The sequence below is a fragment of the Streptococcus suis genome, assembly GCF_019794615.1.
GTDB classification, from domain to species: Bacteria; Bacillota; Bacilli; order Lactobacillales; family Streptococcaceae; genus Streptococcus; species Streptococcus suis_AI.
This window is the reverse complement of sequence record NZ_JAIMDU010000006.1, coordinates 1-20,324: the sequence shown is the minus strand read 5'-3', so window position 1 is coordinate 20,324 and position 20,324 is coordinate 1. Positions and strand designations below refer to the sequence as shown.

The following is a 20,324-nucleotide window of genomic DNA, read 5'->3' as shown; positions in this document are numbered from 1 at the left end:
TATGGCAGAGGTTATTATTTCTATCAAGGATTTGCACAAATACTTCGGAGACAATGAAGTGTTAAAGGGTATTGATTTGGATATCCAACAGGGAGAAGTTGTTGTTATTATCGGTCCATCAGGTTCTGGAAAATCAACTTTTCTACGGACAATGAACCTTTTAGAGGTGCCTACTAAGGGAAATGTTACATTTGAAGGTGTCGATATCACTGATAAGTCAAATGATATCTTTAAGATGCGTGAAAAAATGGGGATGGTATTTCAACAATTTAATCTCTTCCCTAATATGACAGTCTTGGAAAATATTACCTTATCACCAATTAAGACAAAGGGAATGACGAAGGCTGAGGCTGAGAAGAAAGCGATGGACCTACTGGCTAAGGTTGGTTTACCAGATAAAGCGGCTGCTTATCCACAGAGTTTATCAGGTGGGCAACAACAACGTATTGCAATTGCTCGCGGATTGGCAATGGATCCAGATGTCTTGCTTTTTGACGAGCCTACGTCTGCCTTAGACCCTGAGATGGTCGGTGAGGTCTTATCGGTTATGCAGGATTTGGCTAAATCGGGAATGACCATGGTGATTGTGACTCACGAAATGGGTTTTGCAAGAGAAGTTGCTGATCGGGTTATCTTTATGGATGGGGGAGTAATCGTTGAAGATGGAACTCCTGAAGATGTGTTCGAACATACGAGAGAAGAACGGACGAAAGATTTCTTATCGAAAGTCCTATAACGATAGATACAACAGGATAACTCCGAAAACGTTCGGAGTTTTTCTATATGTTGGATTTTCAAGGAATCGTCCGTAGTCAGACGAATGGTTTTACGATATAATAGAAAAAAACTAGAGGAGATAGTGAAATGACAGTCATTGATGGTAAGGCATTAGCAGTAAAAATGCAAGCGGCTTTAGCAGAGAAAACAGCTCAATTGAAGGTAGAAAAAGGATTGACACCAGGACTTGTGGTGATTTTAGTGGGTGAAAATCCAGCTAGTCAGGTTTATGTGCGGAATAAAGAACGTTCAGCCTTAGCAGCAGGGTTTAAGAGCGAAGTTGTACGAGTACCAGATACGATTTCTGAAAAGGAGCTCTTGGCATTAATCGAACGCTATAATCAAGATTCTGAATGGCATGGTATTTTAGTCCAGTTGCCGTTACCTGCCCATATCAGTGAGGAAAAGGTTTTATTGGCAATTGATCCAGATAAGGATGTAGATGGTTTCCATCCGACTAATATGGGTAAATTCTGGTCAGGACATCCAGTTATGATTCCTTCAACACCAGCAGGGATTATGGAGATGTTCAAAGAATATCAGATCGAGCTAGAAGGAAAAACGGCTGTGGTTATCGGTCGTTCAAACATTGTTGGGAAGCCGATGGCGCAGTTACTTTTAGATGCAAATGCGACTGTCACGATTGCCCATTCTCGGACAAAAAATCTGCCAGAATTAGCTAGACAAGCTGATATTCTTGTCGTTGCCATTGGTCGTGGTCATTTTGTTACCAAGGATTTTGTCAAACCAGGGGCAGTGGTGATTGACGTTGGTATGAACCGTGATGCAAATGGCAAACTGATTGGTGATGTTAAGTATGATGAAGTAGCAGAAGTTGCAAGCTACATTACACCAGTCCCAGGAGGAGTTGGTCCAATGACCATTACCATGCTGATGGAACAGACATATGAAGCTTGTGTCAGAAGTGAAAAGAACTAGTTTCAACTTTTATAGATGAGATAGAGATACACGAATAGATCAAAAATCCCCAATCATGCACAGATGATTGAGGATTTTTTTAGGGATTTTCTACTGAAAATGTATCTGCATGGGCAAGATCACCATACGTGTACCCAAGGTTAAACCATTTTTTTCGTTGTTCGGAGGTTCCGTGGGTGAAACTATCTGGAACGGTGCGGCCATAGGCTTCTTGCTGTAGGGTATCATCGCCGACAGCATGAGCTGCATTCATGGCTTCGTCGATGTCCCCAGCATCTAGTATACCTTGACCATCTACATATTTAGCCCATGCCCCAGCATAGTAATCAGCCTGTAGTTCGAGACGAACGTTCAGTGCATTGCCTTCTTTATCTGATAATTGAGCTCGTTTTTGATGGTATGCCCCAAGAACTTCCAATTCATTTTGGACATGGTGTCCAACTTCATGGGCGATGACATAGGCCATAGCGAAGTCACCAGACGCCTTGTATTTGCTAGATAATTCTTGGTAAAATGATGTATCGATATAAATTTTACGGTCAGCTGAGCAGTAAAATGGTCCAGCTTGAGCAGATCCGATACCGCAGCCCGTTTGGGTCTGATCGGTATAGAAAACCATGGTCGGTGCTGAATAGGTTAAATCATTGGCTTCAAATTCTTGGGTCCAAAAATCTTCTGTTGAGCCTAACACCTTACTCATAAATTCAGCGTCGGCATCAGACACATTTGTACCTGTGGTGGTGACTTGACTGGACTGATAAGAATTCGTTCCAGTAGAAGGGGAGAGCAATCCACCTAAATTAGACATTCCACCGAATGCTAATAGTAGGATGAGGACTAGCAATTTTCCTTTCCACCCGAGACGTGAAAACAATAAACCTAATAGGACGTTACCTCCCGATGAACCTGACGAATAGGACGAGCCAGAACTAGATCTGCCTCGTCGGTCCTCAATATTGGAACTTTTTCGTAAATTATCTAATTTCATATATTCTCCCTAGAAACTCTCCACATCGTTTCTTCCATTCTTTCATGAACTATTATATAGTAAAATACTGAAAATAACACGTGAAAGCGTTTGGAATTTATGGGTTAGGTTCTGTATAATAGTGCAAAATTTGGTATAATAGTATGATACTGACAGAAGGAGTGGGCATGGTTGAATATTTATCGGTTAGTCATCTAACGAAGTATTTGAAATTAAAATTTGACCGAGATCCGTACTTGGAGAGGGTCTATTTGACAGGTCAGGTGTCTAACTTCCGCAAACGACCTTCCCATCAATATTTTTCGCTCAAGGATGATAAGGCGGTCATTCAAGCGACCATGTGGGCAGGTGTTTATAAACAGTTGGGCTTTGAACTTGAAGAGGGCATGAAAATCAACGCTGTCGGACGTGTCCAGCTTTATGAACCGAGTGGTTCTTATTCCATTGTCATTGAGAAAGCTGAGCCAGATGGCATTGGTGCTTTAGCAATAAAGTTTGAACAACTCAAACAAGCTCTGACACAGGAAGGTTTATTTAAAGAAGAATTCAAACAGACCCTCCCTCGGTTTACCAAGAAAATTGGGGTCATTACTAGTCCGAGCGGAGCTGTAATTCAGGATATTATTACGACAGTCAGCAGGCGATTTCCTGGAGTGGAAATACTTCTCTATCCTACAAAGGTTCAAGGAGAAGGAGCCGCTCAAGAGGTTGTTGCCAATATACAAAAAGCCAATGAACGGAATGATTTGGATGTCTTGATAGTTGGTCGTGGCGGTGGCTCAATTGAGGATCTCTGGGCATTTAATGAGGAAGTAGTCGTTCGGGCAATTTTTGAATCCCGTATTCCTATTATTTCTAGTGTCGGTCATGAAACCGATACAACATTGGCAGATTTTGTAGCAGATAAACGAGCTGCTACCCCAACAGCTGCCGCAGAATTAGCAACACCTGTGACCAAGGCAGACTTGCTGGGCTATCTCAATCAGCAGGAAAATAGAGCCTATCAGGCCATGGGCAATCGATTGAAATTCTTAAGAGGTCAGCTTGAAAAAATTAGCCAGTCAGTCATGTTTCGTCAGCCTGAACGCTTGTATGATGGTTATTTACAAAAATTAGACCGCTTGACCAATCAATTGCAGACATGGATGAAAGAACTCTATAGCCAGCAGAAACAGGCTAGTCTCTTGCTAAATCAGCGGCTATTAGGGATGCAACTTGGTCGTAAAGTAGAGAGCTTCAAAGAGAGAATCATCCAGCAGGAACGGCTCTTGAAAAACAATATGACGAACATCTATAACCATAAACTGGCTAAGGCGGATAAATTGATTGAGGCCTTGACCATGCTGGATACTAGCCGTATTGTGGCTCGAGGCTATGCGATGGTTCTACAAGATGGGCGAGTCATAGATAGTGTAGAAAACGTACAAATGGGTGAGAATCTAACCATTCAAATGAAGAATGGTCAACTTGATGTGGAGGTAAAGCATGTCCAAACAGACGAAAACATTTGAAGAAAATTTAGCTGAATTAGAAGGAATCGTAACCAAATTGGAACGAGGAGATGTGGCTTTGGAAGAAGCACTTGCTGAGTTTCAAAAAGGAATGGTCCTATCGAAAGACCTACAAAAGACGTTAGCAGAAGCGGAAAAGACCTTGGTTAAGGTCATGCAGGCGGATGGTAGTGAAGCGGAGCTTGGTTGATGGTAGCTAACAAATTGCATATCCTAGAGGAAACCATGGCTGACTTTTACCAGCCTCAAGTGGCAGAACGGCTCAACCAATCGGTCCTTTACTCGCTACAAGCTGGTGGCAAACGGATTCGCCCCCTGCTCTTGTTGACTGTGTTGGAGTCTTTTGGGATAGAGTTGCAGCCTGCTCATTATCAAGTGGCAGCATGTGTAGAGTTGATTCATACTGGGAGTTTAATTCATGATGATTTGCCTGCTATGGACGATGATGATTTCCGTCGTGGACGTTTGACCAATCACAGGGCTTATGATGAAGCAACTGCAATTTTAGCTGGTGATAGTCTCTTTTTAGATCCTTTTGGATTTTTGGCTCAAGTTCATTTACCTGCTGAGACAATCGTTGCTCTCGTGAGAGAGCTTTCTAAGGCATCTGGGACCTTTGGAATGGTTGCTGGCCAAGTGTTGGATATGGCTGGTGAAGGCCAGTCTCTGTCCTTGGAGCAATTACAAACCATTCATGCCAATAAAACTGGGAAATTATTGACCTTTCCTTTTGTAGCAGCTGGTTTGATTGCTGGTCAGACAGACACAGTTATCCACCATTTGCAAAATGCTGGTCAGCTTGTCGGTCTAGCCTTTCAAGTCCGGGATGATATTTTGGATGTGACAGCCACTTTTGAGGAAATCGGAAAAACACCCCAAAAAGATTTATTGGCTGAGAAATCTACCTACCCTGCCCTAATGGGCTTGGAAGCCTCAAAAGTTTTTCTAGAAGACACCCTGAATCAAGCAATCAGCGAGCTAGATCAAGTGGCTAAACTAGTCCCATTTTCAACAAAAGAAATCAAAGAAATCATAGAAAGTTTACGAATGAATGGCTAAGGAAAGAGTAGATGTATTAGCTTATAAACAGGGGCTTTTCGAAACGAGAGAGCAGGCCAAACGTGGTGTTATGGCTGGACTGGTTGTATCGGTCATCAATGGTGAACGGTACGATAAACCCGGTGAGAAGATTGATGAGGGAATCGAACTTAAACTAAAGGGGGAAAAACTCAAGTATGTCAGTCGCGGTGGTCTCAAATTGGAGAAAGCCTTGCAGGTTTTCCAATTAACGGTTGAGGGGCAAACAACGATTGATATTGGGGCATCAACAGGTGGATTTACGGATGTTATGTTGCAGGCTGGTGCTAAGCAGGTCTATGCAGTAGATGTCGGTACCAATCAACTCGCTTGGAAATTGCGTCAGGACGAGCGCGTGATTAGTATGGAACAGTACAATTTCCGCTATGCTGAGTTAACTGATTTTGAAGTGGGCCAACCTAGTTTTGCTTCGATTGATGTCAGCTTTATTTCACTGAGTCTGATTTTGCCAGCTCTCCATCGTATATTAGTGGATGGTGGTCAGGTTGTAGCCTTGGTCAAACCACAATTTGAGGCGGGGCGTGAGCAGATTGGGAAGAATGGGATTGTCAAGGACAAATCAGTTCACCTGAAAGTGTTGGAAGATGTTACAGCAATGGCTGTCGAAAATGGCTATTCAGTTAAGGCACTTAGTTTCTCACCAGTTCAAGGTGGTCATGGGAATATCGAATTCCTGGCTCACCTAGAGAAATCCATTCAACCAAGTACGATTGCCAAAGAGGAATTAACAAAAGTAGTTTATCAAGCACACGAGGAATTTAAAAAGGATGAATAAACGAGAACGATTAGAAGTCATTAAAGATTTGGTAGTTCGCTTTCCGATTGATACACAGGAAGAAATTGTTGACCGACTTGAAGCTATGGGCGTTCATGCCACACAGGCAACGGTCTCTCGTGATATTAAGGAATTGGGCATTATTAAGGTACCTGCTAAAGATAAGGGCTATATTTATGGCTTATCAAAGGGTAGTGGGCAAAAGAATAAGACATCAAACCTATTAAAGTATGATTCCATGGGGCAGATGCTAAATTTGGTCTTGGTTCCTGGTAGTACTACAGTTTTCAAGCGCCAAATTTTGGAGCAGTTCGAAGAATATATTTTTAGTATCATTGCAGATGATGATAGCATTTTAATCATTTTGAAGGACAGTGATATGATGCCTCAAATAGTTCAATCCATTAGAAGTTGGTAGACCATGTTACTAGAGGTTTCGATAAAAAATTTCGCGATTATTGAGCATGTTTCATTGAATTTTGAAACAGGGATGACCATCTTGTCTGGTGAAACGGGTGCTGGGAAGTCCATTATTATTGATGCAATGAATTTGATGCTGGGTGCGCGTGCAACGACAGATGTGATTCGACATGGAGCTCCGAAAGCTGAAATTGAAGGGTTGTTTTCGTTTGAAAATAGAAGAGCAGTGAAGCAGATTTTGACTGACCAAGGGATTGAGGTGGCAGACGAGTTGATTATTCGCCGCGAAATCCTTCAAAATGGGCGTTCCGTTAGCCGTGTAAATGGGCAAATGGTAAACCTATCTGTTTTGAAGCAAATTGGCCAACATTTAGTAGATATCCATGGTCAGCATGACCAAGAAGAACTCATGAAAGCCCAATACCATATTCAACTGCTGGATAGTTTCGGGGATGATGAGTTTTGGAACTTAAAAGAAGACTATCAAACACAATTTGAAGCCTATCGTCAACTGAGAAAGAGAGTTGCTGAGAAGCGTAAGAACGAGGAAGAGCATAAGGCTCGGATTGAAATGCTGGAGTACCAAATTGCCGAAATCGAGGCGGCTAATTTAACGGTAGGTGAAGATAGACAACTTCAACAGGAGAGGGATAAGCTATTGAACCACAAACAGATTGCGGATACCTTGGCTAATTCCTATGCTCTTTTGGATAATGAAGAATTTTCTAGCTTAAATAATCTACGTTCGGCTATGAGCGATTTACAAAGTTTGGAAGAATTTGATCCGGAATATAAATTGCTCTCTACAAGTTTGACGGAAGCCTATTATGTTGTGGAAGATGTGGCAAAACGGTTAAGCGATATTGTTGAAGCTTTGGATTTTGATGGCAACCGACTCCTACAACTGGAGAGCCGTCTGGACTTGCTCAACACGATTACCAAAAAATATGGTGGAACAGTTGATGATGTTTTAGCCTATTTTGATAAAATCACAGAAGAATACAATCTCTTGACGGGAAATACTGTTTCTGATGAAGATCTTGAAAATCACGTCAGGTTATTGGAAAAAGATGTGATTTCCTTGGCCAACCAATTAAGTTCAGCCAGACATGATTTGGCTCAACAATTAGAGTCTGTTATTCGTCAAGAATTGCAGGACCTTTATATGGATAAAGCCCAATTTCAGGTTCGCTTTACGAAAGGGAAGTTTAATAGCGAAGGAAATGAAGCTATAGAATTTTATATTTCTACAAACCCCGGTGAAGATTTTAAACCCCTGGTTAGAGTGGCATCAGGTGGTGAGCTGTCTCGATTGATGTTGGCTATCAAATCAGCCTTTGCTCGAAAAGAAGGCAAAACCTCCATTATTTTTGATGAGGTTGATACAGGTGTTTCCGGTCGTGTGGCACAGGCTATTGCCCAAAAAATCCATAAAATTGGGCAATTTGGGCAAGTGTTGGCTATTTCGCATTTACCACAAGTTATTGCTATTGCTGATTACCAATTCTACATTGAAAAAGTATCGGATGACCATTCTACGGTCTCAAGTGTTCGCTTACTCAGTCCTGAAGAACGAATTGAAGAAATTGCGAAGATGTTGGCAGGAGATAGGGTAACAGATGCTGCAAGAGAGCAGGCAAAGCAACTACTAAATAAGTAATGGATGGAAAAAAATATATCTGAATGTATTCGCTTTTAGAGCAATACAAATGACTATATTTTCATTTATGTTTTCATTAACATAATAGGGGCTGGATGGGAATTCCAGTCTCTTTTTGGAGAAGGAAGTTATGGATCAGACACAAATTGTACAAAACGTCGCAAAATATGTTGAAGAAAAAATGACCGGGGAAGGTAGTGGCCATGATTGGTGGCACATTGTCCGAGTTCGAAATATGGCTGAGCGAATAGCAGAAGCGGAAGGTGGAAATCTATTTATCTGTCAGATAGCGGCCTTGGTACATGACTTAGCTGATGATAAATTAGTTGATGATGAGAAACAAGCATTGGAAGACATTCGTCAGCTACTAGCTCATCAAGGTTGTTCCGAGTCTGATATTGAAGCGATTATGGATATTATTCAAAATATGTCCTTTAAAGGTGGCAAAGCTCATCAGAGGCCCCTTAGTTTAGAAGGTAAGATTGTACAAGATGCTGACCGCTTGGATGCGATAGGTGCAATAGGAATTTCTCGGACAATGGCTTACTCTGGCAATAAGAATCGGGTGATTCATAATCCAAATTTGAAGGTGCGTGAGGATATGACGGTAGAAGAATATCGTTCTACTAATGACTCTGCTATTACCCATTTTTATGAAAAACTACTGAAGTTAAAAGACTTGATGAATACAGAGACGGGGAAAAACCTAGCTCAAGGCCGCCATGATTTTCTGGAACTGTATTTGCAACAATTTTATCAGGAGTGGGATGGAAAACGTTAACTTGTTGATAGGTTGAGAATGACATTTTGGCGTTATAAAATACAAAAAAATGAATAAAAACGCTTTACAAAGATATAAAAATGTAATAAAATATGTGTAAAAGATACTTGAGTCAATTTTTATCTAAAATGAGATGGAGTTTCATTAGAGGAATCTTAACAAAATGGAGTTTCTTCCTCTTAAAACTGAGCGTGCAAAAGGCAATTATGCCATGAATATAAAACAGATAGAAGGTGAACTGGATGAAACGATTGGAACTTTTCTTTGTACTCTTACTCAGTGTAAGTTTGTTTTTACCGTTCGCTAGTGCTGTGGACACAGCCAATTTAACAGTAGTTCAAATAACTGGTTGGAAGTTTTTTAGCCAATATCCAATTGTGACAATTCTTACGGTCATTCTATTTTTGCTTCTAACCTTTCAGCTTATCCATTCAAAAATAATCAATTCTTTGTTGACTCTCTTTCTTGGAATTCTTGTTATCTATCTTTACAGTATTCCTTTAGGAGAGTTTGCTCAGTTGTCAAAAGAGTTGTTACAACAATTGCCAGTTGGTTATTATGCAAGTGCTTTGCTGGTATTTGTGATGGGAGCATTAACGATTCATAAAACATTTTTCCGCTAGATATCTTGTGATTTTTCATGATATGACGACTAAAAACACTCTTTATTCGAGTATTTAGTCGTCATTTTCGTTTCCTCCTAGTTCATTTTTACTACAAGATTTGATATAATAGAAACAATAATTTGATGAGAAATGTAGGAAAAGATTATGTCAACAGTCAAGATTGTAACGGATTCGAGCACCACTATTGAACCGCAACTGGTGGAAGAATTAGGGATTACGGTAGTGCCATTATCTGTCATGATAGATGGAGTTTTGTACTCAGATAGCAATTTGAAAGAAGGCGAATTTCTTAACTTGATGAGAAATTCAAAAAATTTGCCCAAGACCAGTCAGCCACCGGTTGGTTTATTTGCAGAGACGTTTTCAGACTTGGCAAAAGATGGTAGTCAGATTATTGCAATTGTTTTGTCACATGCATTATCCGGTACTGTTGAAGCAGCTCGTCAAGGAGGAGTTCTTTCAGGAGTAGATGTGACAGTTGTCGACTCAACGTTTACTGACCAAGCCGCTAAGTTCCAAGTTGTTGAAGCAGCTCGTCTTGCAAAAGAGGGGGCCAGTAAAGAAGAGATTCTTGCAGCTATTGAAAGAGTGCGGACAAAAACTGAGCTCTATATTGGTGTCTCCACTCTTGAAAACTTGGTAAAAGGTGGTAGGATTGGTCGTGTTACAGGACTAATCAGTTCATTGCTTAACATTCGTGTGATTATGGAAATGAAGAACCATCAGCTAGAGCCTGTTGTTAAGGGACGTGGAGCAAAAACGTTTAAAAAATGGCTCGATGAGTTTATCAATAAGATTGCGAATCAGAAAATAGCTGAAATTGGTATTTCCTATGCAGGTGGCCCAGAGTTTGCTAATGAAATGAAAGAAAAATTACAGCCCTACGTTCAAGCTCCCATTTCAGTTTTAGAAACAGGTTCTATCATTCAGACCCATACAGGGGAAGATGCTTGGGCCATTCTAGTGCACTATGAATAATCGAAAAATTATTCAGGCCCTTGTTTTCTTTTTTCTGAGTTTATTGCTTTCTATTTTTCTCGCAAATTTGGTAATTCCAAAGGCTAGTTCAAAGTTGACTGCAGAAGATAGTACAAAAGTCGAACAACCATCCCTTTACTATCTTGCCTTAGGTGATTCGTTGACAGAAGGAGTTGGCGATACAACTGGTCAGGGAGGTTTTGCTACTTTACTAGCAAACTCATTTACAAATGAGTTTGGTTATCAGGTGACCTACCGAAATTTTGGGATTTCAGGCAATACTAGTAACCAGATTTACAAGCGAATGAAAGAGGATGCAGATTTAGCAGAAGCATTAAAAGACGCAGATGTGATGACCCTTACAGTTGGTGGCAATGATTTGCGGAAAGTTATATTAAAAAATATTACCAATTTGGATGTCTCAACTTTTGATAAACCAGCAACAGAATATGGGAAACGGCTTGAACAGATTATTCGTCGTGCTCGTGAAAACAATCCCAACCTTCCTATTTATGTTATCGGAATCTATAATCCCTTCTATCTGAATTTTCCGGAACTGACAGATATGCAATTGGTTGTGGATAAATGGAATCAAGAAACAGAATCACGAACTCGGAAATTCTCAGGGGTTTACTTTGTGCCTATCAATGATTTATTGTATAAGGGCTTAGAAGGGGAACAAGGAGTTAGTGTGAATACTTCTAAGATAGCAAATAATTTACTATATGGGGAAGACAGTTTTCACCCTAATAACACGGGATATGAAATTATAAAGCAAGCAGTAATGGAGAAAATTCGTGCCACAAAAGAAGAATGGAAAAATAAATAGTTGGAAATGGCTTTTTTTAATCCTACTTGCTATGGTTTTAGGAACTAGTATTGTTGTAATCAGTCGTTTGGAGAGTAAGCGTGAGGATTTAACAAAGTTAGTTCCAACAAATAGTGAAGATGCAAAGGTTGGTCGTTTTGAGACCAATAAGGAGCAGTTAAATGCAACCATTGCTGAGTATTTGAAAGAGTATCAAACAGACACCTTTCAATACAAGGTTTACTTGACAAGTCAGTTAGCGATTTTTGAAGGCGATTATCAGCTTCTGGGGATGGATATTCCTTTGTATATCTACTTTTTTCCCAGTCGTTTAGAAGATGGTAGTATTTCTTTAGCCGTTCAAGAAATTTCAGCAGGTACCCTTTCCTTACCAAAAGGAGAAGTGTTAACCTATCTTCAAAAAAATTACAAACTACCAGATATTGTAAAAATAGATGCTGAAAACGCGACGATTCAGATTCAACTACCTGCTATTGAGAATAAATTTGGACTTTATGGAAAAGTGAATACGATTGATTTATACAATGACCAGATCGTTATTGATATCTATAGAAAAGTGCAAAGATGATAGAAAAAACTTGACCAAATGCCCAAAATTAGGTACTATATTAAGGTGAGTAAAAACTCGAAAACAATTGGAGGACTTAGCAAATGGCTAATAAACAAGATTTGATTGCAAAAGTTGCAGAAGCAACTTCATTGACTAAAAAAGATTCAGCAGCAGCTGTTGATGCTGTTTTTGGAGCAGTAGCTGACTACCTTGCAGCTGGTGAAAAAGTACAATTGATCGGTTTCGGTAACTTTGAAGTTCGTGAGCGTTCAGCACGTAAAGGTCGCAACCCACAAACAGGTAAAGAAATCGAAATCGCAGCTTCAAAAGTTCCAGCATTCAAAGCTGGTAAAGCTCTTAAAGACGCTGTGAAATAATAAAAAGGTCCAGTGGACCTTTTTATCTTTTGCTTGAAAACCGGAGAGCAAAACTGGGGATAGACTGTTTTATCCCTCGCCTAGAAATAAAAGAGCGAGGAATAACGTGAAAAAGCCTATTGTATCAACGTTTCTGCGTTGTGCAGTAGGCTTTTTTCTGTGTTTTGGGGCTCCCAGAGTCAGGGAAGTGACTCTGGGAGGTTGGAAATGAAGCAAAAGCGTTTTGCGTTAAAGAGTCAGTGGAGTGACTCTGGGAGGTTGGAGATGACGCAAAAGACATTTGCGTCAAAGAAGGGCAAAATTTTAGTAGTTTTCTATATTACACATTCTCGTTTTAAGACAACAAAAAATCAGCCTTGGCGGGCTGATTCTTTTTGGAGATTTATGAAAAATTTTAGGATACACTTATAGTATACATGAATTTTCAGATTCTTCATCGGTCTGCAGACCTATTTTGTTAAAAAATAAACATGTGCTATAATAGAAAAAATAAAAAAGGGAGATTTTTTATGACAATCCGTAAAGCCAGACAATCTGATATTCCAGTTTTAAATGAATTGCTTCAAGATATTTTACAGGTGCATCACCAGGCACGACCAGATATTTTTAAAAGTGCAGGTCAAAAATTTTCTGAGGATGAATTAGTAGCACTTTTGGAAAATCCAGATAAGCCTATTTTTGTCTTTGAGCTAGACGGTCAAGTGGTTGGGCATTTGTTTTGTGAATTATCTACCGCAACAGGCGATGTTTTAGAACCAGTTAAAACCTTGTTTATTGATGATTTGTGTGTAGCCAATTCGGCGCGTGGTCAAAAAATTGGTGAGCAACTGTATGAATTTGCTCTTTCCTATGCTAAGGAGCAGGGGTGCCACAATCTTACCTTGGATGTATGGGCTGACAATGCAGGAGCTGTCCGTTTTTATGAACGCCAAGGAATGAAACCACAAAAGTTCCGTATGGAGCAAATAATAAATTAAAAAAGAGGGATTCCCTCTTTTTAATGTTCTCTCATTTTTGCTAATAAGTTTTGAGCAGTTTCTAGGTTGCTGTGCTTTTCTTTCCGCAGGAGTTGGGCTAGTTGGTCTACTTCATGCTCTTCGGCACCAGCAAGTAGCGCTAGGGATTTTGCCTGAAGCTTCATGTGACCAGCCTGAATCCCTGAAGTAACAAGTGCGCGCAGGGCAGCAAAGTTCTGACAGAGACCGACAGAAGCGATGATAGAAGCTAATTGGCGTGCCTTTGGTTGTTGGAGAAGGTCAAAAGCAACTGTTACCTTTGGATTGAGCCCAATCGAGCCACCGACAGAAGCAATTGGGAGGGGTAAAGTGATTGAGCCGACCAAGTGCTCGCCATCAATGGACCAAGTAGAAAGCCCCTTGTATTGTCCATCACGGCTGGCATAAGCATGGGCCCCGGCTTCGACTGCCCGCCAGTCATTTCCTGTAGCGATAACGACAGCATCTATACCATTAAAAATCCCTTTGTTATGTGTCGCAGCACGATAAGGGTCCACTTGCGCCAGTTTGCTTGCCAGGGCTATTTTTTGAGCAGTTTCTTGAGCAATGGCAGAGCTGGTAGCCAGACTAGAGATGGCAATATGACATTGGGCGGTGACCAGTGACTCCGTTGCATAGTTGGAGAGGATTCCCATCAAAGCCTGTCCCTTGCTGAGCTCTTCTAAATCATCCTTAATCGCTTCTAACATGTTATTGAGGATATTAGCTCCCATGGCTTCTTGTACATCAACCTGAAGATAGACAATCAAAAACTCATCTTTACTTTCTACTGTTAATTCACGCGCTCCACCGCCTCGTTTAACAATGGAAGGGTGTGCTTGATTGGCAGTTTCTAAAATACTCTCCTTCTGGTCAAGAATCGCCTGTGTCGCTCTGCTATGGTCCGAAATAGCGTAGAGAGCAACTTGTCCAATCATGATACGGTTATGAATAGTCGTTGTAAAACCGCCAGATTTAGCGATGATTTTGGCTCCGAAAGACGAAGCTGCAACCACAGAAGGTTCTTCAGTGACCATGGGTACTGAATGAGTCTGTCCATCCACTAGAAGTTCTGGGAGTACAGAAAAAGGTAAGGAAAATGTTCCTAGATGATTTTCTGCCATCTTTCCCGCAATTGCTTCTGGCAGGTTTTCGTCTTTGTATAGAATGTCTAAGCTATCTTCTGATAGGGAACGATTCTGATGGAGAATATCAATGCGCTCTTGGCGTGATTTTTTATAAAAACCGGAAAAAGTTGACATAGGTTCCTCTTTCTACAAGAAAGCGCCCCTTGGTGAGAGCCAAAGGGCGCCATTTTGGCTTCTATAGTCATTTGAATTAGCTTTGATACATCGTCACTTTCGGCTTGCCGTACTCTACGAAAGTGACTTGTTTCTCAAGTCTTATTTCCAACCTAGAACAGCCTTTAGGCTGTTCTAGCTACCTGCACCTCAGTTCCTTGTCTGAAAGCTAATTCATTTGACTATATTTACGATAGATACGTTTGTGGTTTTCCACTTTGATAAGGGCAAAGGGACTTTGGTCTGCTGGTAGGTCAAGAGATGTTCCGTTTTCATCAAGAGACACTTCTTCAAAGAAGACTTGTTCGTATTCCTTAACGCTGAGTTTTGTACGCTCATTGAGTTGTTCTAAACGATTCTCTTCTAAGTAGTTCTGGTAACCCTCAACAAGGGATCCGCTAAAGATCTCACAGACAGCACCGCTACCATAACTATAAAAGAGGATTTGATCCCCTGCCTCTAACGCTCTGCTATTTTCCAAAAGGGAAAGAAGAGAGAGGAAAATAGAGCCAGTGTAGATGTTGCCGACGACTTTATTATAGACGATAGCTTCCTGGAAACGTTCTGTCAAGCGACTAAGAGTTTCTTCATCCTGAGCAATAGCTTGCAATCCTTTAAGGCCTTGCTTGGAGAATGGAATATGTAAGCACATGGCAGCAAAGTCTTTAAGTGTTTTGCCTGTTTTTTGTTGATAATAGTCGAAAGTTGTTGTCAAGCAATCGGTATATTGTTCAGTTGAAAATTTACCATCAACACGTGGGTATTTGTCATAGTTTGGACGCCAAAAGTCATAGATATCGCGTGTCTGACAAACGTTATCGTTGTTGAGAACCAAGGTACGTGGATTTGCGGTTACCAACATGGCAACGGCTCCGGCACCTTGGGTAGGTTCGCCACCTGATGCAACTCCGTATTTGGCAACATCACTGGCGATAACCAAGACTTTAGATTCTGGAAATTGAGAGATGTGGCTTTTAGCGAGGCTCAGGCCAGCAGTTGCACCGTAACAAGCCTCTTTCATCTCGATGGAACGAGCAAAAGGTTGGATGCCGAGTAATCCATGAATGGTAACAGCTGCTGCCTTACTTTGATCTACGCTAGATTCTGTACCGACAATTACCATATCAATGGTTTGTTTATCTTCTTCCGTTAGAATGGCTTCAGCAGCCTTTGCACCAAGACTGATAATATCTTGAGTAACAGGAGTTACAGCCATTTCTGATTGAAGAAGACCAATTTTAAATTTATTGGGATCAACATTGCGGGCTTGGGCCAAATCTGCCAAATCTAAAACATAATCGGGTGCCGCAAAGCCGATTTTATCAATACCGATGTTCATAATGTTTCCTTTGTTAATGGTTAGGTTAGTTTGTCTGAGCATTGGAAATGATGAGGGAAATTCCTTGTCCCCCTCCAATGCAGAGTGAACAGAGTCCGAGCTCTTTATTTTGCTTGATTAATTCATGGATTAGGGTAACCAAAATCCGACTACCACTTGCTCCAATTGGATGACCTAGTGCGATTGCTCCACCATTGACATTGACTTTTGCAGGATCAATGCCGAGTTGTTTGACAACTGGAATTGATTGGGCTGCAAATGCCTCGTTGAGTTCGAATAGATCGATATCCTCGATTGTTTTATTTAGTTTTTGTAGAGCTTTTTGGCTAGCAGTAATAGGTCCAAGCCCCATCAATGCAGGATCTAAACCGCTAGTTGCGTATGCTTCGATATAAGCAAGCGGCTGAATATTTAGCTCTCTTGCTTTCTCATCAGACATGAGTACCAAGACAGCACAGCCGTCGTTGATACCTGATGCATTCGCTGCGGTGACGGTCCCATCTTTTTTGAAAGCTGGACGGAGTGTTGCCAGTTTTTCAATAGGTGTCAGACGGGGATACTCATCAGTGTCAAAAAGTATTTCACCTTTTCGATTGTTCAGTCTAATTGGAACAATTTCTTCAGTGAAACGCCCTTCAGCGATAGCTTTTGCAGCCTTTTCTTGGCTGGTGCGGGCAAATGCATCTTGCTCTTTTCGACTGACATGATAGCGTTCGGCAACATTTTCAGCGGTAATACCCATGTGATAGTCATTGAAGGCATCAGTCAAACCATCCGTTAACATGGAATCTTCCAAGGTAATATGACCAAACTTACTCCCAAAACGACTTGATTTGGATAAGTAGGCCGCCTGACTCATGATTTCGATACCACCAGCAACAACGACGTCGTTATCGCCAAGAAGGATGGATTGAGCCGCAAGAAGGACTGATTTGAGTCCAGAGCCACAGACCTTATTGACCACATAAGCAGAAGTAGTCTCTGGAATACCCGCGCGTAAAGCAATTTGGCGGGCAATATTTTGTCCGTGACCAGCAGAAAGGACGTTGCCAAAAATAACTTCATCCACAACGTCAGCTGGTATTTGTTTGTTTTGTAAAGCCGCTTCGAGAACCTGTGCGCCAAGTTCAGCAATGTTTATATCTTTTAGACTGCCTCCAAAACTGCCGATTGCAGATCGAAAGGCAGACACGATAGCTACTTTCTTCATGAATTCTCCTTGAAATCTAATCAGAACAGTCGTGCTCAGCCTAACTATTATATCACTTTTTTTCATAAATCCTAAGAAGAAAGCTAGGTCTGCAGACTGAATTTTCAAGAAAGAAAAATGTAAGCGTAAACAGATTGTGGAAAAACTAGCATTTTCTGACCAATTCGTGTAAAATAGAGAAGTACAAGAGGGTAACCTCAAAATTTAAAGGAGAATCCATATAATGGTAAAATTGGTTTTTGCTCGCCATGGTGAGTCTGAATGGAACAAAGCTAACCTTTTCACTGGTTGGGCTGATGTTGATTTGTCTGAAAAAGGTACACAACAAGCAATTGATGCTGGTAAATTAATCAAAGAAGCAGGTATCGAATTTGACCTTGCTTACACATCTGTTTTGAAACGTGCTATCAAGACTACAAACTTGGCTCTTGAAGCTGCAGATCAATTGTGGGTACCAGTTGAAAAATCATGGCGTTTGAACGAACGTCACTACGGTGGTTTGACTGGCTTGAACAAAGCTGAAGCAGCTGCTGAATTTGGTGATGAACAAGTTCACATCTGGCGTCGTTCTTATGATACTTTGCCACCAGAAATGGCTAAAGATCATGAGTATTCAGCACACACTGACCGTCGCTATGCACACCTTGATGATTCAGTTATTCCAGATGCAGAAAACTTGAAAGTAACGCTTGAGCGTGCCCTTCCATTCTGGGAAGATAAAATTGCTCCAGCATTGAAAGACGGTAAAAACGTATTCGTAGGTGCACACGGTAACTCAATCCGTGCCCTTGTAAAACACATCAAACAATTGTCTGATGACGAAATCATGGATGTGGAAATTCCAAACTTCCCACCACTTGTATTCGAATTGGATGAAAACTTGAACATTGTGAAAGAGTACTACTTGGAAGCATAATTCATTTAAGGCCTGAGTTCGCTCAGGCTTTTTTAGTTTTGAATATCGGATTTTTCATAGAGAGTATGGTATACTGGTGGTATTAAAAGGTAGGAGGAGTTTATTATGGCAAGTAAAAAAATGCTACATGCATGTTTGCGTGTTGAGAACTTAGAAGCATCTCAAAAATTCTATGAAGAGGGATTTGGTTTTAAGGAAACCCGTCGCAAGGACTATCCAGAGCACAAGTTTACTTTGGTTTACTTAGCACTTGATGGAGATGACTTTGAGATTGAATTGACCTACAATTATGATCATGGTCCCTATATCGTGGGGGATGGCTTCTCGCATCTAGCTCTTTCTTCGGATGACTTGGAAGGGGACAATGAGAAACACAAAGCATTGGGCTATCCAACGACAGACATCAAGGGCCTGCCAGGAAGTCCAGGTCGTTATTATTTTGTTACTGATCCTGATGGATACCGTGTAGAGGTTATTCGAGCGGATTAATCAAGAAATACCTAAAGAATCAGCACCGATTGTTAACATTTTGATGAGAAAGGGGCTGATTTTTTTTTGCTTTGATTGGGGTTACAAGTTGACAAGAAACAAATTATATTATAGTATAGATTTAGGTGTATATGAAAGAGGAATCTCGTATGAAGAAATTATTACTGATATTAACCAATCTACTGTTGGTTGGTATGATTTGTTTTTTTAGTCTAATGATTTACCATCGTGTTCAAGAAAATCAGGTAACTCAGTTCATCGAAAGTCAAGAACGCGTCTTTTTAAAAAGTGGGCAATCAAACTTAAGAACAGGAAATGTGGGCTCCACTCATGTTGTTGCTTCCATTCCAACTGATGATGCTGGCAAGAAAATTGGTTTAGTTGAGAATAAAATGGTAGAATATGTTCATCAAAAGTTAGGGGAAGCCAAGCCCACTGGTAATATTAATCGAATATTTTTAGTCAGCAGTCACTTAGGTAAAACAAATTTTAGAAAAGTTCGTTCTGTTGTTATAAAAGGAGAAAAATATCATCTTTCTAGAATGGACATTAAGAAAGATGAGGAAGAAACAGCTGGTGAATTGCTTTTGACTGAAGATCAACAATTATTTACCTTGAGTCGTATATTTTCTGATCCAATTGTGGCAAAAAAAATTATTGTAGCTAAATTAATTGAGAAATTAGATCAAGAAAACCTATCAGAGAGTGATAAAAATGCACTTATTAGTCAATTTGAAGCAACAGATTTAGATGCATTCGTTTTTTCATATGAAAATAGTCACTTAACACTGGCTTTACCGTCTAATACAATTTTAACGACTATTGATATTCCAGTAGCCGATTTATTTCCCGTTATTATTGGGGAGTATTTGACAGACGCAGATCAGGCTAGTTTTGAACAATATAAGCAAGAACTTCAGCGAATCGAGAATAACAAGTCGACTCACCAAATATCATTGACATTTGATGATGGTCCTAATCCGTCCACGACACCATTGGTATTGGATTTGCTGAAGAAATACAATGCGAAGGCTACCTTCTTTGTCCTTGGTCAGAATATTGAGGGAAATGAGTGGATTTTACAACGGATGAAAGATGAAGGTCACGAGATTGCAAACCATTCTTGGAGCCATCCGAATTTAACCAATCTTTCTCCAGATGCCATTCATCAAGAAATCGAAAAAACGCAAGTTGCTATAGAAAAAGCCGTAGGTCAGCGTCCAGTTTTAGTCCGTCCACCTTATGGAGCTGTGAATAAGAAAGTGGCTAGTGCAATGAATCTCCCTTCAATCTATTGGAATGTGGATACCAAAGACTGGTCTTCACATAATCCACAGGCGATTTTAAACCAAGTCAGGACGAATGCTTGTCCAGGTTGCTTTATTTTGATGCATGATATTCACAAGGAAACTGTTAAGAGCTTGGATTCGGTATTGCAATTTCTAACTTCTCAGGGGTACAGTATGGTTACCGTTTCAGAAAGTTTAGGAAATAATTTGAATCCACAATTTGTTTATTACAACCAGCACTCGGCAGCTCCCCCAGCTCAGTAATAACTATATAAAAAAGACCAGAAGCATGATTGTTGAACTTCTGTTCTTTTTTATTGAAATCGTGCAGACCAGGGGGGATGTAACTGTGAGATAAAAAATCTTCATAGTAAGCGCCCCATAACAAGGTACCTATCCAATCATTCACTCCTCCAGTATACTGTAATAAAAAAACTGGAGGATTTTTTTATGTCACAACCCATTGTCCCATTGAC

The 20,324-nt window shown here is 40.5% G+C and carries 22 protein-coding genes; 18 read left to right on the top strand and 4 right to left on the bottom strand.

Going from position 1 to position 20,324, the window contains the following annotated elements; translation table 11 throughout:
- Position 1: 1 nt before the first annotated feature.
- Together K6V43_RS02755 and K6V43_RS02750 are read left to right on the top strand one after the other, a co-directional pair.
- Positions 2 to 736 carry an amino acid ABC transporter ATP-binding protein gene (locus tag K6V43_RS02755; RefSeq protein WP_024392450.1) on the top strand — a complete coding sequence of 245 codons (735 nt, stop codon included), beginning with the start codon at positions 2 to 4 and terminating at the stop codon, positions 734 to 736.
- A gap of 128 nt (positions 737 to 864) precedes the next feature.
- On the top strand, positions 865 to 1,716 hold the full coding sequence (locus tag K6V43_RS02750; RefSeq protein WP_222381521.1) for a bifunctional methylenetetrahydrofolate dehydrogenase/methenyltetrahydrofolate cyclohydrolase: 852 nt from the start codon (positions 865 to 867) through the stop codon (positions 1,714 to 1,716).
- 79 nt (positions 1,717 to 1,795) lie between these two features.
- On the opposite strand, the gene ypfJ is transcribed toward K6V43_RS02750, so the two are convergent.
- Complete coding sequence (gene ypfJ / locus K6V43_RS02745; protein ID WP_024403952.1) at positions 1,796 to 2,704, bottom strand: KPN_02809 family neutral zinc metallopeptidase; 909 nt, start codon at positions 2,702 to 2,704, stop codon at positions 1,796 to 1,798.
- Positions 2,705 to 2,871: 167 nt separating this feature from the next.
- Between ypfJ and xseA the strand changes: the two genes are divergently transcribed.
- The 13 genes from xseA to K6V43_RS02680 all read left to right on the top strand — a co-directional run bounded on the left by xseA (position 2,872) and on the right by K6V43_RS02680 (position 13,286).
- Positions 2,872 to 4,215, top strand: a complete 1,344-nt coding sequence (xseA, locus tag K6V43_RS02740) for an exodeoxyribonuclease VII large subunit (protein ID WP_222381563.1) — start codon at positions 2,872 to 2,874, stop codon at positions 4,213 to 4,215.
- Positions 4,190 to 4,405 (top strand): exodeoxyribonuclease VII small subunit, encoded by a 216-nt coding sequence (locus K6V43_RS02735; protein ID WP_024392454.1) that lies wholly within the window; start codon positions 4,190 to 4,192, stop codon positions 4,403 to 4,405. Before xseA ends, K6V43_RS02735 begins: the two co-directional genes overlap by 26 nt.
- Positions 4,405 to 5,274, top strand: a complete 870-nt coding sequence (locus K6V43_RS02730; protein ID WP_222381520.1) for a polyprenyl synthetase family protein — start codon at positions 4,405 to 4,407, stop codon at positions 5,272 to 5,274. Before K6V43_RS02735 ends, K6V43_RS02730 begins: the two co-directional genes overlap by 1 nt.
- Entirely contained in the window at positions 5,267 to 6,088 is an 822-nt protein-coding gene (locus K6V43_RS02725) for a TlyA family RNA methyltransferase (protein ID WP_172018219.1), read from the top strand. The genes K6V43_RS02730 and K6V43_RS02725 overlap by 8 nt, the downstream gene beginning before the upstream one ends.
- Positions 6,081 to 6,506 carry an arginine repressor gene (locus K6V43_RS02720; RefSeq protein ID WP_172018216.1) on the top strand — a complete coding sequence of 142 codons (426 nt, stop codon included), beginning with the start codon at positions 6,081 to 6,083 and terminating at the stop codon, positions 6,504 to 6,506. The genes K6V43_RS02725 and K6V43_RS02720 overlap by 8 nt, the downstream gene beginning before the upstream one ends.
- A gap of 3 nt (positions 6,507 to 6,509) precedes the next feature.
- Positions 6,510 to 8,168, top strand: coding sequence for a DNA repair protein RecN (gene recN / locus K6V43_RS02715; RefSeq protein WP_222381519.1), 1,659 nt, complete (start codon positions 6,510 to 6,512; stop codon positions 8,166 to 8,168).
- A gap of 130 nt (positions 8,169 to 8,298) precedes the next feature.
- Entirely contained in the window at positions 8,299 to 8,949 is a 651-nt protein-coding gene (locus tag K6V43_RS02710; protein ID WP_222381518.1) for an HD domain-containing protein, read from the top strand.
- A 242-nt stretch (positions 8,950 to 9,191) separates the two neighbouring features.
- Positions 9,192 to 9,572, top strand: a complete 381-nt coding sequence (locus K6V43_RS02705; protein ID WP_222381517.1) for a hypothetical protein — start codon at positions 9,192 to 9,194, stop codon at positions 9,570 to 9,572.
- A gap of 147 nt (positions 9,573 to 9,719) precedes the next feature.
- A complete protein-coding gene (locus K6V43_RS02700) occupies positions 9,720 to 10,553 on the top strand; it encodes a DegV family protein (RefSeq protein ID WP_024403959.1) in 834 nt (277 codons plus the stop codon).
- Positions 10,546 to 11,382 (top strand): SGNH/GDSL hydrolase family protein, encoded by an 837-nt coding sequence (locus tag K6V43_RS02695; RefSeq protein WP_172039217.1) that lies wholly within the window; start codon positions 10,546 to 10,548, stop codon positions 11,380 to 11,382. The genes K6V43_RS02700 and K6V43_RS02695 overlap by 8 nt, the downstream gene beginning before the upstream one ends.
- Positions 11,351 to 11,950 carry a YpmS family protein gene (locus K6V43_RS02690; protein ID WP_105127087.1) on the top strand — a complete coding sequence of 200 codons (600 nt, stop codon included), beginning with the start codon at positions 11,351 to 11,353 and terminating at the stop codon, positions 11,948 to 11,950. The genes K6V43_RS02695 and K6V43_RS02690 overlap by 32 nt, the downstream gene beginning before the upstream one ends.
- A gap of 83 nt (positions 11,951 to 12,033) precedes the next feature.
- Positions 12,034 to 12,309 carry an HU family DNA-binding protein gene (locus K6V43_RS02685; RefSeq protein WP_024385016.1) on the top strand — a complete coding sequence of 92 codons (276 nt, stop codon included), beginning with the start codon at positions 12,034 to 12,036 and terminating at the stop codon, positions 12,307 to 12,309.
- Between the two features lie 509 nt (positions 12,310 to 12,818).
- Positions 12,819 to 13,286: a GNAT family N-acetyltransferase gene (locus tag K6V43_RS02680; RefSeq protein ID WP_222381516.1), complete on the top strand. Its 468-nt coding sequence runs from the start codon at positions 12,819 to 12,821 to the stop codon at positions 13,284 to 13,286.
- Between the two features lie 20 nt (positions 13,287 to 13,306).
- On the opposite strand, the gene K6V43_RS02675 is transcribed toward K6V43_RS02680, so the two are convergent.
- The 3 genes from K6V43_RS02675 to K6V43_RS02665 all read right to left on the bottom strand — a co-directional run bounded on the left by K6V43_RS02675 (position 13,307) and on the right by K6V43_RS02665 (position 17,154).
- Positions 13,307 to 14,566, bottom strand: a complete 1,260-nt coding sequence (locus K6V43_RS02675) for a hydroxymethylglutaryl-CoA reductase, degradative (protein WP_222381515.1) — start codon at positions 14,564 to 14,566, stop codon at positions 13,307 to 13,309.
- Between the two features lie 208 nt (positions 14,567 to 14,774).
- The gene (locus K6V43_RS02670) at positions 14,775 to 15,944 is read right to left on the bottom strand and encodes a hydroxymethylglutaryl-CoA synthase (protein ID WP_222381514.1); all 1,170 of its coding nucleotides are present in this window, start codon (positions 15,942 to 15,944) and stop codon (positions 14,775 to 14,777) included.
- A gap of 25 nt (positions 15,945 to 15,969) precedes the next feature.
- Positions 15,970 to 17,154, bottom strand: a complete 1,185-nt coding sequence (locus K6V43_RS02665; RefSeq protein ID WP_222381513.1) for an acetyl-CoA C-acetyltransferase — start codon at positions 17,152 to 17,154, stop codon at positions 15,970 to 15,972.
- Positions 17,155 to 17,377: 223 nt separating this feature from the next.
- Here K6V43_RS02665 and K6V43_RS02660 point away from each other — a divergent pair, with 223 nt between their 5' ends.
- The 3 genes from K6V43_RS02660 (at position 17,378) to K6V43_RS02650 (ending at position 20,112) form a co-directional block, all read left to right on the top strand.
- Entirely contained in the window at positions 17,378 to 18,070 is a 693-nt protein-coding gene (locus tag K6V43_RS02660; protein ID WP_024403706.1) for a phosphoglycerate mutase, read from the top strand.
- Between the two features lie 105 nt (positions 18,071 to 18,175).
- A complete protein-coding gene (gloA, locus tag K6V43_RS02655; protein ID WP_222381512.1) occupies positions 18,176 to 18,559 on the top strand; it encodes a lactoylglutathione lyase in 384 nt (127 codons plus the stop codon).
- 149 nt (positions 18,560 to 18,708) lie between these two features.
- Entirely contained in the window at positions 18,709 to 20,112 is a 1,404-nt protein-coding gene (locus tag K6V43_RS02650; RefSeq protein ID WP_222381510.1) for a polysaccharide deacetylase family protein, read from the top strand.
- Positions 20,113 to 20,324: the final 212 nt, after the last annotated feature.

Coding starts and splice junctions, on each gene's coding strand:
- K6V43_RS02755 (WP_024392450.1), top strand. CDS start 2: ATGGCAGAGGTTATTATTTCTATCAAGGATTTGCACAAATACTTCGGA.
- K6V43_RS02750 (WP_222381521.1), top strand. CDS start 865: ATGACAGTCATTGATGGTAAGGCATTAGCAGTAAAAATGCAAGCGGCT.
- ypfJ (WP_024403952.1), bottom strand. CDS start 2,704: ATGAAATTAGATAATTTACGAAAAAGTTCCAATATTGAGGACCGACGA.
- xseA (WP_222381563.1), top strand. CDS start 2,872: ATGGTTGAATATTTATCGGTTAGTCATCTAACGAAGTATTTGAAATTA.
- K6V43_RS02735 (WP_024392454.1), top strand. CDS start 4,190: ATGTCCAAACAGACGAAAACATTTGAAGAAAATTTAGCTGAATTAGAA.
- K6V43_RS02730 (WP_222381520.1), top strand. CDS start 4,405: ATGGTAGCTAACAAATTGCATATCCTAGAGGAAACCATGGCTGACTTT.
- K6V43_RS02725 (WP_172018219.1), top strand. CDS start 5,267: ATGGCTAAGGAAAGAGTAGATGTATTAGCTTATAAACAGGGGCTTTTC.
- K6V43_RS02720 (WP_172018216.1), top strand. CDS start 6,081: ATGAATAAACGAGAACGATTAGAAGTCATTAAAGATTTGGTAGTTCGC.
- recN (WP_222381519.1), top strand. CDS start 6,510: ATGTTACTAGAGGTTTCGATAAAAAATTTCGCGATTATTGAGCATGTT.
- K6V43_RS02710 (WP_222381518.1), top strand. CDS start 8,299: ATGGATCAGACACAAATTGTACAAAACGTCGCAAAATATGTTGAAGAA.
- K6V43_RS02705 (WP_222381517.1), top strand. CDS start 9,192: ATGAAACGATTGGAACTTTTCTTTGTACTCTTACTCAGTGTAAGTTTG.
- K6V43_RS02700 (WP_024403959.1), top strand. CDS start 9,720: ATGTCAACAGTCAAGATTGTAACGGATTCGAGCACCACTATTGAACCG.
- K6V43_RS02695 (WP_172039217.1), top strand. CDS start 10,546: ATGAATAATCGAAAAATTATTCAGGCCCTTGTTTTCTTTTTTCTGAGT.
- K6V43_RS02685 (WP_024385016.1), top strand. CDS start 12,034: ATGGCTAATAAACAAGATTTGATTGCAAAAGTTGCAGAAGCAACTTCA.
- K6V43_RS02680 (WP_222381516.1), top strand. CDS start 12,819: ATGACAATCCGTAAAGCCAGACAATCTGATATTCCAGTTTTAAATGAA.
- K6V43_RS02675 (WP_222381515.1), bottom strand. CDS start 14,566: ATGTCAACTTTTTCCGGTTTTTATAAAAAATCACGCCAAGAGCGCATT.
- K6V43_RS02670 (WP_222381514.1), bottom strand. CDS start 15,944: ATGAACATCGGTATTGATAAAATCGGCTTTGCGGCACCCGATTATGTT.
- K6V43_RS02665 (WP_222381513.1), bottom strand. CDS start 17,154: ATGAAGAAAGTAGCTATCGTGTCTGCCTTTCGATCTGCAATCGGCAGT.
- K6V43_RS02660 (WP_024403706.1), top strand. CDS start 17,378: ATGGTAAAATTGGTTTTTGCTCGCCATGGTGAGTCTGAATGGAACAAA.
- gloA (WP_222381512.1), top strand. CDS start 18,176: ATGGCAAGTAAAAAAATGCTACATGCATGTTTGCGTGTTGAGAACTTA.
- K6V43_RS02650 (WP_222381510.1), top strand. CDS start 18,709: ATGAAGAAATTATTACTGATATTAACCAATCTACTGTTGGTTGGTATG.